Source organism: Psychrobacillus sp. FSL K6-2836 (genome assembly GCF_038003085.1).
Taxonomy (GTDB): domain Bacteria; phylum Bacillota; class Bacilli; order Bacillales_A; family Planococcaceae; genus Psychrobacillus.
The window spans coordinates 2,530,708-2,543,723 of the sequence record NZ_JBBOOM010000001.1 but is presented as its reverse complement, the minus strand read 5'-3'; the positions used below and the strand labels follow the sequence as shown (position 1 = coordinate 2,543,723).

At 35.9% G+C, this 13,016-nt stretch carries 15 protein-coding genes; 4 read left to right on the top strand and 11 right to left on the bottom strand.

The features are described from left to right. Window positions 1-33: 33 nt before the first annotated feature. The 9 genes from MKY37_RS12105 to MKY37_RS12065 all read right to left on the bottom strand — a co-directional run bounded on the left by MKY37_RS12105 (window position 34) and on the right by MKY37_RS12065 (window position 7,346). Window positions 34-384: a hypothetical protein gene (locus MKY37_RS12105; protein ID WP_340777379.1), complete on the bottom strand. Its 351-nt coding sequence runs from the start codon at window positions 382-384 to the stop codon at window positions 34-36. A gap of 97 nt (window positions 385-481) precedes the next feature. Then, window positions 482-955 carry a glutathione peroxidase gene (locus MKY37_RS12100; protein WP_340777378.1) on the bottom strand — a complete coding sequence of 158 codons (474 nt, stop codon included), beginning with the start codon at window positions 953-955 and terminating at the stop codon, window positions 482-484. A 56-nt stretch (window positions 956-1,011) separates the two neighbouring features. Further along, window positions 1,012-1,539 (bottom strand): tubby C-terminal domain-like protein, encoded by a 528-nt coding sequence (locus MKY37_RS12095; protein ID WP_340777375.1) that lies wholly within the window; start codon window positions 1,537-1,539, stop codon window positions 1,012-1,014. A 62-nt stretch (window positions 1,540-1,601) separates the two neighbouring features. Next, window positions 1,602-2,480, bottom strand: a complete 879-nt coding sequence (locus MKY37_RS12090; RefSeq protein WP_340777372.1) for a DMT family transporter — start codon at window positions 2,478-2,480, stop codon at window positions 1,602-1,604. Window positions 2,481-2,604: 124 nt separating this feature from the next. Beyond that, window positions 2,605-3,504 (bottom strand): NAD-dependent epimerase/dehydratase family protein, encoded by a 900-nt coding sequence (locus MKY37_RS12085; protein WP_340777370.1) that lies wholly within the window; start codon window positions 3,502-3,504, stop codon window positions 2,605-2,607. Then, entirely contained in the window at window positions 3,501-4,460 is a 960-nt protein-coding gene (locus MKY37_RS12080) for an NAD-dependent epimerase/dehydratase family protein (RefSeq protein ID WP_340777368.1), read from the bottom strand. Before MKY37_RS12080 ends, MKY37_RS12085 begins: the two co-directional genes overlap by 4 nt. Before the next feature lie 587 nt (window positions 4,461-5,047). Then, on the bottom strand, window positions 5,048-5,698 hold the full coding sequence (locus MKY37_RS12075) for a hypothetical protein (protein WP_340777366.1): 651 nt from the start codon (window positions 5,696-5,698) through the stop codon (window positions 5,048-5,050). Further along, the gene (locus MKY37_RS12070) at window positions 5,664-6,926 is read right to left on the bottom strand and encodes a glycosyltransferase family 4 protein (RefSeq protein WP_340777364.1); all 1,263 of its coding nucleotides are present in this window, start codon (window positions 6,924-6,926) and stop codon (window positions 5,664-5,666) included. Before MKY37_RS12070 ends, MKY37_RS12075 begins: the two co-directional genes overlap by 35 nt. A gap of 60 nt (window positions 6,927-6,986) precedes the next feature. Continuing rightward, a complete protein-coding gene (locus tag MKY37_RS12065; RefSeq protein ID WP_340777362.1) occupies window positions 6,987-7,346 on the bottom strand; it encodes a DUF4183 domain-containing protein in 360 nt (119 codons plus the stop codon). Between the two features lie 164 nt (window positions 7,347-7,510). On the opposite strand from MKY37_RS12065, the gene MKY37_RS12060 reads away from it, so the two are divergent. The 4 genes from MKY37_RS12060 (at window position 7,511) to MKY37_RS12045 (ending at window position 10,159) form a co-directional block, all read left to right on the top strand. Then, window positions 7,511-7,882, top strand: a complete 372-nt coding sequence (locus MKY37_RS12060; RefSeq protein WP_340777360.1) for a DUF4183 domain-containing protein — start codon at window positions 7,511-7,513, stop codon at window positions 7,880-7,882. Window positions 7,883-7,997: 115 nt separating this feature from the next. Continuing rightward, window positions 7,998-8,342: a hypothetical protein gene (locus tag MKY37_RS12055; protein WP_340777358.1), complete on the top strand. Its 345-nt coding sequence runs from the start codon at window positions 7,998-8,000 to the stop codon at window positions 8,340-8,342. 172 nt (window positions 8,343-8,514) lie between these two features. Further along, window positions 8,515-9,138, top strand: a complete 624-nt coding sequence (locus MKY37_RS12050) for a DUF1796 family putative cysteine peptidase (protein ID WP_340777355.1) — start codon at window positions 8,515-8,517, stop codon at window positions 9,136-9,138. Window positions 9,139-9,193: 55 nt separating this feature from the next. Next, window positions 9,194-10,159 (top strand): polysaccharide biosynthesis protein, encoded by a 966-nt coding sequence (locus MKY37_RS12045; RefSeq protein ID WP_340777353.1) that lies wholly within the window; start codon window positions 9,194-9,196, stop codon window positions 10,157-10,159. Window positions 10,160-10,231: 72 nt separating this feature from the next. Here MKY37_RS12045 and MKY37_RS12040 read toward each other — a convergent pair whose 3' ends face one another. Both MKY37_RS12040 and MKY37_RS12035 read right to left on the bottom strand, forming a co-directional pair. Beyond that, window positions 10,232-11,143, bottom strand: coding sequence for a DMT family transporter (locus MKY37_RS12040; RefSeq protein ID WP_340777350.1), 912 nt, complete (start codon window positions 11,141-11,143; stop codon window positions 10,232-10,234). A gap of 315 nt (window positions 11,144-11,458) precedes the next feature. Beyond that, entirely contained in the window at window positions 11,459-12,904 is a 1,446-nt protein-coding gene (locus tag MKY37_RS12035; RefSeq protein WP_340777348.1) for a hypothetical protein, read from the bottom strand. Window positions 12,905-13,016: the final 112 nt, after the last annotated feature.

Here is a 13,016-nt window from a genome sequence, read left to right as displayed (position 1 = left end):
ACTATTTGCAAAAAGTCAAACGTGCAATATATATTATTCAATACCTACATGTTTATGAATATATTCTCTGATTTCTGGAACAGATAACTCTATTTCATATGTCAAAAGGTTATCCTTTACATATGCTAATTTGTTGCGCTCTACCGCATCGGATTGAATGTGTAATATATTATCTATATATAATATCCCTTCATTGGTAATCATACGATCATGGTCACTCAACAACCCTATATCATTTAGTTCTCCCTGTATGCTGGTCAAATTATCTCCTAATGCATTTGTTAAAACTTCCCCTAGTTCATTTGCATTTTCGTCATTTTTTTCTAAAAAGTTACAAACATAATATGCTAGAAGTATTTGTTCCTTTTCTACTAATTTCCCCATATTTTTTCCCCATTTCATCTTTTTTTCTATTATTCCTTTTCTCTCTCAAGTTTAAACATAAAAAAGTTGAATGGAGTCTACTTAGATATTATGATTTTTAGGTAACTATTTTTTCAATGTCTGTTTTTATCGATTCTGGACTATCTGTTGGAGCGTATCTTTTAATAATAACGCCGTTTTTATCGACAAGAAATTTAGTGAAATTCCATTTGATATTTTTCGATAGAATCCCCTTACTATTAGTAGTTAAATGTTGAAATAGCGGGTGAGCATTTTTTCCATTAAGCTTGGTCATTTCATGCATAGGAAAAGTGACGCCATAGCTCATTCGACATGCCTGCTCCGCTTCTTCCGCGTTACCTAACTCTTGTTTAAATTGGTTTGAAGGGAAGCCTAGCACAACGAGTCCATCATCCTTAAACTCGTTATATATTTTTTCAAGCCCATCAAACTGGCCGCTTAGTCCACATTTAGTAGCTGTGTTAACGATGAGCATTGGTTTTCCTTTGTACTCATTTAACTCATACTCTTCGCCATCCGACTTTTTTACTTTAATATCGTAAATACTCATACTACTCACTCCTCTAGTTAAAATTGAACTGTAAAGTTTTTGAGTTAATATTTTCGTTAGGAACCTATAAACAAAGCACACTGACAAATTGCGATAAAGAATGCTGCATTATTTACAGGAGAATCGTCATACACCTCAAGTTGAATTTTAAATACCTCATCAATATTTGCTTTCCACCTTGCAATCTCATTGTCATTATAAACAAACTTTGACCAATCTTCCATTTCCTTATCTAATCTAATCTGTATAATTCCATCTGTGATTAGTAAATCTGGCACGAGCTCCTTCCACTTGTCGTATGCAACTATATATTTCTTATGCTCGATTTTGTCATACGCTTCAAAATAGACCTTTCCTTTACGAGACATTTTCTTACACATAAATATTAACTGACCTTTTGTATCGTATACGTTATACCAAAGAAAGTAGCGGTAATCCATTGCCTTATCTAGTCTTTTCTTTAATCTATTCGAATAATATCGTTGAAATGTATAAACGATTTCTCCCTTTTCGTTATAAACAGAGGTTTTCGGAGTCTCCTCAATATCAATGGGTTGTTCGTATGTATAGTTAGCCACGATCATCCCTCCTGTTTAAAAATATAACATAACTCGACTTAATTATTTCCCGGGAAACGTTTTTTTCGTTAAGCTTCCTTATGAATAATTGGCTTCGGTCCAATTAAAGTATAAATAATCCCTCCAAATACAAGCAATATTCCGATGGTTTGCAATACGGAAGGACGGAAATCTAATAAAATTGTATCTAATAAAATTGCAACAATAGGATCTACAAAAACTAAAGCAGAGATAACAACCGTCGATAACTTTCTTAAACTATTAAAAAATAAATAATATACAAAACCTGTATGTATTAAGCCCGTCCCTAATATGTACAACCAATTGGATTTGGTCAAGCCTTGAAACACATCAAAGTCCATAAAAGGAAATAGCAACACAATTCCGATTCCCGTCTGTATAAATGTCATCGCAAAGGCACTTAATCCGCTAATCCCCTTACCAAGCAACATGGTCATTGCATAGCAAAATGCAGAAAGTATAGCCCATCCAAACCCTGAACCTATAAAGTCTGAGAACGTCCCAAGACCGTCATACCCTATAATACAAACACTACCAAAGAAGCAGACAATTATCGCTAGTAATGATTGTATTGTCATCTTTTCCTTCAAAAATATAGTTCCTAATATTAAAACAAAGATTGGTGCAAGATTATATATAGAGATAGCTATCGTAATGGACATTTTTTCGAAAGCTATAAATAGAAATACCCAGTTCAGCACTAAAAATACCCCACAGACTAGTGTCTGTAAAATTTCTGACTTCTTCCAAACTTCCACTTTATATTGACCGGTAATTAACCAACAAAAGCCTAAAAAAACTGTAGCGCATACACAACGAACAAAGACCAATTCTGCTGCCGGGATACCAGTTTTTCCCGTGAAAAATCCGATAGAACCAAATATAGCCATAGAAAGTGCCATTTGGAGCATTGCTGATAAGTTCATGAAAGTCACCTTTTTCATCTAAATCATTATATGAAATTCTACTCATACTAGAAGCAGTGCTCATGAATTATATAAATTCATGAGCACTGCTAACGAAACTAGCTTCTCCTATAGATTTTACCATCTATAGCAGCAAGCTGCGCTGATAATTTAGAATATCTTCTATCGATTTTTCAAATGGGATTAAAGCAGGCATATTCTCTAGTAAAAGATCTGAAGGAGGTATGCTGACTTTCTCTTCTAATTTGTTTTCTTCAGATTCTATTTCGAAATCAACGCTAGAAATGGTCCGCAAACTACTTGTGATTTCTTTTAAATTTCTGGACAATCCCGAGGTTATATCATGTACACTACCTGAATCCCCCTTATTAAATAGAACTTCATAACCCGTAACTGCATCACGAACATCGAGAAAATCTCGTTGTGCCAATAAATTATTTACTATGAGCACTTTTTCTGCGCCAAGTAATTCCATTTCTGCTACCCTTCTAGCTAAAAGCGAGCAAACCCCGTTAGACTTTCCAGGACCAATTAAATTAGAGGGCCTAGCAATGACGATATTCATTTCATATAGTAATTCCCATGATTGCGCTACCAACACTTGTAATGTTTTACTCAAGCTATATGGATGTTTTAGGGATGTAATATCATTTACATCATATTGAAGTGCAGATCCAACGACTAGAACCTTACAGTTAGAAGTATGCTGTCGAATTGCTTCTAGTAGATACGCAGTGGACATTGTATTTATTTCTAAAGAGGTAATTGGATTTATCCAGGACGAGGATACATGATTTTGCCCAGCTAAATGAAGGACTCTGTCTGGCTTGTTCTTTTGTATCAGTTTGGTTAATTCATTTTTATCGGTTAGGTCACATGATTCGAAACGAGTTTGATCACTATCTATTTTAAACGGATGTCTAGAGACGCCAATTACTTCGTATCCCGCTTGCTGGAAATGACGACAGGCATGAATACCTGTAAATCCTGTTGCACCTGTTATTAATAATTTCAACTTAGTCATCCCAATTGCTCGTTCTCAAAATTTGCAATAGTAGCATCACTTTTCAATAGCTGATAAAATGCATAAGTTTCTTTCAATCCATCTTCTATTGTATACATTGGCTTCCAGTTTAATAGATTTCTAGCTTTTTTATTGCACAAACAGCTATGCTTAATATCCCCTTCTCTTGGCGCTGTAAATTCTCTTGAAATGGACATTCCGTGGATGTTTGTTAATAAGGAAAGTATTTCATTGATGGAAGTCTTTTGTGATGTACTTACCTGTATCGTTTCTTGATCACCATTCTCCAGCGCCGCAATGTTGGCAGCAACAATATCCTTTACGTAAATAAAATCTCTGGTTTGCTCTCCATCTCCATGCACATTAATATGTCCGCCTTTACTAAGTCGATCGAAGAATACTGACACAACACCACCCTCTCCTTTAGGCAGTTGCCGTGGACCGTATACATTGGCGTATCTTAAAATTGTATAAGACTGTCTATAAAGCTCATAGAAAAGCCTTATGTAAGACTCGGCAGTTAACTTGGACAATCCATAAAAAGAAGCAGGGACTGTGATCTCTTCTTCCGAAAGTAGTTCGTTTTTTACATTTCCGTATACAGCCGAGGTACTTGCAAATATAAATTTCCCCACTTTTGCTTTGCGGCAAGCCTCTAGCATATTTAGTGTCCCAATAATATTTACATCTCCATCATATTTGGGATATTGTACCGATTTTCCAACATCCGCTTGTGCAGCTAAGTGATAAAATGCATCTGGTTGGATATTCATAATGATTTCACTTGCATCCTCGCTGCATATATCGACGACATGTAATTGTGCTTGTAGATTAATATTTCTCTTCTGTCCAGATAACATATTATCTATAATATGAACTTCAATACCTCTGTCTATAAGTGCGTCAACAAGATGAGAGCCTATGAAGCCTGCCCCCCCTGAAACTATTACTTTCATATTCAAACTCCTTTTGCCTTTTCCATAATATATGCAAGTTGAATAAAAAGATGGATACTTACGCCTGAGAAATATGGATAGGTAACCATTATTTCAATTAAGAGTCGGCAGAATCGCGAAAGCCACGAACAAAAGCGCAAGCGACTATGTAAGCCCTGACAAGCGCTGGAAGACTTGCGATGAAGGGCTCTTTGCCCTTATTCGCAAGTCTGAAGCGACTCGAAGGGCTAGACGCTGGAGTCTGGAGGGAGAATCACTTGTAAAGTAGTTATCCACATGCAAAAGATTTTATAACTTCCTAGAGCATAAGAAAACCGAGCAAAAAAGATGCCCGGTCCTTTAAGGTCAAAACTTGTTTTTAGCATTTCCAAAGGGCTATGGACAGACGTTTTGCTATATTATTCCGAGTGAATATTTAGTGATATTGGTTGCGACAGCCGTCTAGCGTCCTTTGCCTTTGCTGATTCTGAAGCTACTCAGACGGGCTTGCTGTAGGAGTTAGACAGATAATAAGTAAGATGTTATATTTTTGAATCTATAAAAAAATGAATGAATCATAAGAGAATCATTCATTAAAGGATAATTTTTTATGAAGACTTGCTAAATTGGTGCTTCATAATGATGGGTGTAGCCATGTTTTGTCGTTTTGTCCATACACCTATGTTCGTTTTAACATCTGGAATCATATAGGAGCTAGGAACATTTTTCATAATTTCTTCCCAAACCCGATTATCTACAAACACTTTCGTATTCGATTTTGAGGTAGAGAAAATATTCTCGTAATACACACTACTCATCGGTTTCATCAATTTTATCGTTATAGTTGGAGGAATCTCATACTCCTCCGGCAAATGACTAAGAATATCTGCCCATATAGAACGATCCACAAATAAATTTGGAGTAGCAGGTGAATACGGAAACAACAAATTATAGTAATCTGATTTCATCGGTTTAAACAAGTCAACGGTAGAAGGATTCGGAAACACTGTTTCCTTTGGAATGGAACTGTCTATCTGATCCCAAACCTCTTTAATAATAGCTACCTCTGACTCTATTCCATTACTAGAAAACCTGGAGTTATAATTCTCCGATGAAGTAATAGTTTCTTCTTTTATTTTTTCCGATACAGCCGAGGATTTTTTAGAATTCCAAATGCTCTGCCACCAGTTTTTACATTTGTAAAAAAGAGCGAGAAAAAAAAGTTTAATGTATTGAATTGTGCGAGACATCTTGATCACCATTCTTCCTCATTGAAACAGCCTCATTATACATTTCTAGTAAACTTTTTATCCCTTGATCAATAGACCAATGTGTCATTCCCCATTTTTTTGCATTAGTTCCCAATTTCTTTCGAAGCTGATCATTGCTTAGAAGTAAATTTAAGTTTTCAAACAACATATTAGAATCCCCAGGAGGCGTCAATAATCCCGTCACCTTATGTTGTACCATTTCAGGCAGACCGCCAACATCACTGACTATTGTAGCTTTCCCTGCAATCTGCGCTTCGATTAGTGACAGTGGCTGGTTTTCTAACAATGTTGGCAATACATAAACATCGGCTTTTCCCAATAAAGCCGGAACATCGTCACGTCTACCTAGAAATTGAACATAATCATCTAAACCAAGCACCTTACTTTTAACTCGAAGTTTAGATTCTCCATCCCCCGACCCAACTATCCAACAAACCCAATCTTGGCGTTCCTTTTTTAGCTTCCCTAAAGCCTCTAGCAAATATTGAATCCCTTTTAAGTCAGTAAGTCTTCCAGTATAGATGATCACCTTCTTGTTTTTGGGTGGTGTAATAAGTGTTTTTACTTTCATTTGCTTTATAAAGTTTTCAGTATCAAAGCCATAACGTAATATTTTTATCTGTTCCTCTGCCACTTTAAATTCATCGATTAATATATTTTTCAACCAGTTGTTCGCTACAATAGTTATTTCCGCTGTATTTGCTCCTAGTTGTTCTAAATCATCGTAATAGGCTCTTGCAATATAAGAATTAGGTGTTTTATGGATAGTAGTTAATTGATGATGAATTTCATGCGCTACGGAACCGTGTAAAGTAGCAACCATTGGTATATGTTTGGGACGAATTCGATCAATACAGGCTGTAGCAATAACATCCTGGGTGTGTATCAAATCATAACTATCTAAACCAAAATAAGCTGTTCCTAATTCGAAGATATATCGTTGAAACTCTGTGTATTGGACTAATTTATTTTCATAAATTTCCGGATAATTATCCTTATTTATTTTGGCTTGAAGTAAAGGCAACAACTTGTCTCTTGATACTTTTTTATCTGTACCTATCATATGGATATTCAAATTTTCCTCATCATATCCAAGCATGTGAACTTCATGCCCAAGCTGTTCTAACTTCTTTTTCAATTGAACCATATAGTTCCAAACTCCACCTAAATGGGGAATAGACCAATATGTGGCTAGCAAGATTTTCAAGTTATACATCTCCCCGTTTTAACCGCATGCTCTATACTTATTTCTATTAGCTCTATTGTGTGTGGGCTATTAAATTCGAATCATTTGAAGAATAATAGGACAACCCTTTTCAGGTGCGTCCTCTGTTAATAAGACCAACCTTCCCTCAGTTACTCGATAATTTACTTTCGGCTGCAAAACCCCGTTAATAAAAAGATTCATGTAGGAAACAGTTACCGGATTCACAATCTGTTGATTACCGTAACCAGTAATAGCATCCTGTTCTGTATATACTTTCTTTACACCATCGGCTAACACAAAAAATTCAGTCGTAATAACCTCTCTATGGTTTACCACCTTGGACTCTGCCTTATTTACCGTTAAAGGAATGATTAAGGGCTGTGAAAAATAAGCAGTCGCTTTCCGTGGAACATACGGTTGGTTTTTCATTTCTTCCCTCCTACCAACTGAAGTAAAGTTAGTGTATCCATTTAAAATCAAAAATGTGTTTACCTTAGGACCTTTTTCTCATTTTTCAAGAAATACTCATCCGCCCATAACTCCTTCTCGTATTGAGTCATATGTTGAAAGAGAAATAAAAAGGAGGAACACGCTTGGCTTTAAAAATTGTTAAATTAGCTATAACCCCTAAACAAACTATTTCAACTTCACCCACTGTCGCTCGTTATTTTCATGAGGTACCAGAAACAATAACAGATGTTACCACCCATAAGATTAGTGCTTCGGATTTTTTAGATGATCAAGGTGAAACGACACAATCATTACCAACCCTAAATTTAAATAATAGCTATTTTAATGTATATATAAATGGGGTACTACAGATGGATGAAAACTTCTCTTATACTGCCGGAGAGGATGGAATAGGCTCCTTACTTATCTCTCTCTCAGAAGCTTCCGAAATTCCTAAGGGTACACCAATTATTATGGAGACAGTCAACTTTCATCCAGAGATAGTATCTGAATAGACAGGGTAACCTGTCTTTTTTTATTTGAAGAAGATTATATTTATACTGTTTTTCCCGTAGCAATCTTACAAACGAGAATAGGATAGACTATCTTTGTTTGAAAGGAGGGAAACCTATGGCAGGTACAAAAACGTTCATTAATGAAACAACAGCAAACTTTCAGGTTACACTGTTCATCAGAGCTGGTGAAAATCCCGTGAACCAAGATGGCTCAGAATCTTTTACATTAGAAGCTGGAGAGACCGTTACTATTACCTATGGAAACGAGACAGATAGTTTTTTAAATGGAATTTTGTTATTTACGATAGCAAATGGAGACTTGTATAGCAGTATCCAATTTACCACGATTGAAGATAGTTTACTGGATGTTCTATTAAATACAAATAGCGTCATTACTATTACCAAACAACAAACAGAATACATTTTAACTGGAAGTAATCCCCTACCCCCTACTCCTTAACTCACTTCAATGAGATAACCTCGGAAAAATTCCGAGGTTACCTTTCACACTGCATAAAATATTTTCCATGTATAGGAAACTAGCCCCTGCTCTCTTTCACTTTGCTGCATTAACTATTAAATAAGGTGTATATGATGCCTTTGTAGTTCAAGACAAAAGGGGGGTGAAACAAATGGATTTAAGTCAACTTAAAGGAGAATATGATGCCATATTTAGTCTAGGAGATCTCTGCTTAGCATCCATCCAACTGAAAAAACACAACTTGAGACCATACTCAGGCGTACTAGATTGGATGGCTAGTCCTGAACTATCCCAAGTAAATACGCTATTAGAAAATCGATTTATAGGTTTCCTCGAATATGACAATCTACGTGTTGTCGGATATGCTGATTCGTTTATATGCGTTTCAGATGATGGCTATAATCTTGTTTCGAATCACGATTTTGATGGAGAAAAAAATACACTAACTTATCTAGGTGCCTATGCGGAAGTAATGGAAAAGTATGAACGAAGAATCAGACGCTTTCTTTCCGAAATGGATAATGCTAAACGAATATTATTTGTCCGAACAGAAGGATCGTTAGAGGACACTGCAGTTTTACAAGATGTCCTTTCTAGATTAGTAAAACACGACTTCAGCATTTTACTCATTAACCACACATATGTCCAAGGAATTGTAGAAAAAAGTTGGCCTTTAGAAAAAGTTTGTTCGATTGAATTTCCTAATCAGGATACATGGGAAGGAAATCATGACTTATGGAAAGAGGTGTTAAGCGGGATTCGTTTGCGTACGTGATCAAATGTATCGAATGAATCTAAAAAATTAAATCAATTATTAGGGAGGAAAAATAGTGTTTACCAATGCAACAATATTGATAACCGGGGGGACAGGCTCATGGGGAATTGAACTAATCAAACAACTTCTTCTTCTTGACCCTAGGAAAATTATTATCTTTTCAAGAAATGAAAATAGACAAGTCATGATGCGAAGAAATTTTGAAGATACAAGACTACAATTTAATATAGGGGATATACGAGATGAAAATGCTCTTTCCGCAGCCTGCGTTGGAGTAGATTATGTGTTTCACTTAGCAGCACTTAAACATGTACCTGTCTGTGAGGAGAATCCTCTAGAATCTATTAAAACGAATATAGTTGGAACGCAGAATGTAATTGAAGCTTCCATAAAGAACCAAGTAAAAAAAGTAATCTACGTTTCTACAGATAAAGCAGCAGACCCAGCTAATACGTATGGTATGACGAAGGCACTTGGGGAAAAGCTGATTCTGCATGCAAACGAAATGGGCTCGCCTACTAGGTTCTTATGCATTCGAGGAGGGAATGTGCTTGGAAGCAGTGGCAGTGTATTACCAATTTTCATCAAACAACTAGAAGAAGAAAACCAAATCCGTATTACCGATAAAAGAATGACACGGTATTTTGTCACACCACATCAAGCGATCAAAACTCTTCTTCAGGCTACAGAATTAGGAAATGGAGGAGAGATCTTTGTTATGCATATGAATGCTTGTAATATACTCGACTTAGCTGAAGTACTTATTGAGTATTATCACAAAGAAGATGTCCACATCCTAGAAATCGGTGCTCGAGTTGGAGAAAAGACCCATGAGGTGTTAATCGCAGAAAACGAAATACCAATGGCCACCATATTTAACAAAGATTTGATAAAAATTTCTGCCTCAAATTCTACCAACGAAAATTCGTCTGTACCCGCTGTTTTAATAGACACGAAACAAAAACTAATGTCTAAACAAGAGATTAAAGAATTATTAGTAGAAGGCAACTTTCTGAAGTAAAAAATGTATATCAAATTAAACCAAACGTCATATAATTTAACACAAACTAAATTATGCAAAAAACCAGACTCGTTAAGATTGTCTAGTTTTTTGCATTTTTCTTTTCGGATACCGATTCATCTGCTGTAAGATAAACAAAAACACACCAATGAGCACTAATACACCACCAACAATTTGCCAACCTACTAGTCGCTCACCTAGGAAAATAGCAGCAAGGATGGTTGCCCCTACTGGTTCTCCTAAAATACTCATAGATATTGTTGTGGCAGTCACATAATTCATTAGCCAGTTGTTTATCAAGTGAGAAATTGTCGGTACAACTGCCAACAATACGAAAATTCCCCATTCCTTTAAATCATAACCTCCCATTACAACGCCAGTCAGTAAGTTATAGACAACGAGTGCAATGGCTGCAAATCCAAAAACAGTGAAGCTATAAATCCAATGAGAAACTTTTTTCACCGCTTTTTGACCAATCAATAAATATCCAACAACAGCAATAACACTAAGAAAAGAAAGAATATCTCCCAGAATGGCATTCCTACTCAGTCCAAAATCTCCCCAACCAACCATCACTGCCCCAATTACCGCAATACCCATGGTCAACAGTGCTGATTTCGTCGTTCTTTCTTTAAATAATATGACACCACCAATCAACGCGATAATAGGCTGTAGTGCAAGAATAATGGTTGAGCTTGCAACCGTTGTCAGTTTTAAAGATCCGAACCATAAGGCAAAATGTAAAGCTAAGAACATACCTGCAACAAACAGCAGTAGCCATTCTTTGTTCGTTAGTTTCTTAAACTCTCGCCTCTTAAACCAAACGACTGGCAGTAACAAAAGAGCCGCTAAAATCATTCGATACATACTTAATATACTAGCGGGTGCATGAGACCACTTGACAAAAATGGCCGCAAACGAAATCGCTATAATAGAAATGATTAATGGTAACACAATTGATTTAGATGTATTTGCTTGATTCACTTTTTTACCCCGTTCTTTTATTTTTCTATATGATATAAACTAATATACTGGATATAGCTTGAAATAGGAAATGTAAAAGAGTCTGGGACAGAAGTAGAAATTTTATTGGATAAGGAGAAACCTTTACTAAATAATGGATATTTAATAAAATTGATTGGAATGGAGGGGCGACTCCTACGGGAATAGCGTGACGCCTGAGACTACAGGCTCAGGCCACGCCTGTGGAAAGCGTCCCTGGAATGGAAATCAATTTTGTGCACAGCAAAAAAACAGCATTTTTCTCACAGAGAAAAATGCTGTTTCTGTCCCAGCCTCTTAGTAATGATCTCTTTTCCATTTTCTATATCTATCATAAATTCGTTTGCCACCTGTGTAACCAATTAAGACGACAGCTAGGCCAATTCCAGTTAACGATGTAATAAGTGCTATCCATTCAAAAAAGGAATAACCAGACACCTTTGCCCAATCTGTTTTCCCCTTCCAATCCTCAATGACGAGATTCATCCCATAAATACCAGAAACTACTGTAAAAATAGTTAACATAAATAACAGTGAATTATGCCGTTTGTCCGATTGATTGTCTTGAGCACGGTATAGCTCATCTACAGTTTGTTTTACTTCCTCGAAAAGATTCTGTAAACGGAATACTTCTCGTAACTTCTTCGTTAGCTCTTTCCCTTCCGTTCTAGCAGAAACCTCTTCAAAATAATATCGTGAATTGAATTTTGATATGAGTTCGATTAACTCTTCCACATATCTTTTATCCTTTGCCCAACTAACTTCACTATGCTCAAAAGAAACCTTCAACAGCATAATTTTATAGTAGTAATGAAGCATTAAATTATAATAATACACACTCATAAATTGAGAAATTTTCTGCTCTAATTGCTCTTTTTTCTTTATAGAAAGAGTAACCTGGGTGTGCTCTGAAGAAATTGTATATGTATATGGAGCCCAGCGATCATGAATGCGATTTTGAACATATCGCTTCACATAATCTGGATTGGAGCTTGAGATAAACTCATTTCCACTTATATCCTTTCCATCTAAATGAGCCAAGCGAAACAACTGATCTTCAGTAATTTCAGATTTATTGTTCGCGATCAAAAATAGAGAACTATGCATTCGTTCATCTTCAAAGTATGGAAGGCTACCATAATATCCAGCTAGCTTTTCGTTATGGATGATAAACGGTTTTACAGGCTGACATATATAATCAAAAACAAGCTCGTTTGTAGTTTGGAACACTTTGTTTTCTTGGTGAATTTTAGAACCTTTGTCGAAAGCAAGCTTAGGCTCTAGCACGCGAAAATGAGCTATATGGTCCAATATATTCGTCAATGTTTCCTGTTCTTGATCCATAGCAGTCCTTATGGTGATTATACCAATACCAAAAGGACATAAAATAATATCCACACTGTTAATGATAAAATTGGTTTTGTTGTCATTCACTTCATATATAAAAGATTCTTCTATAACCTTTGAGTAGCGCAAAAAGCCCCTATTATCCGTTTTAGCAGGGAATAGTTTATCTTCAATGAACGGCAAAAAGAACTGATCCAATTCCTCATGTATGATTTTTATATTATTTCCATAATATTTGTCTTGTAGTTCTTCTTTGTCTAAAGTGAAAAAGGTGAAATGATGCATTTCGAGCTGCTCCATTAACTTTTGCCGATCTTTTTCTCGAAAAGAGAATGGAAATAGATAATTCATGTATGCATCAGTAATATCCAAAGGTCGAATCACTAAACTATCCATTTCATTCACCCTCCATTTAGTTATTATTCTTCTTTACCTTACTAGTTCAATTCATAAACCAAAAATACAGTCATTCCTAAAATTTCCTTTAGGAATGACTGTATTTAAAAGC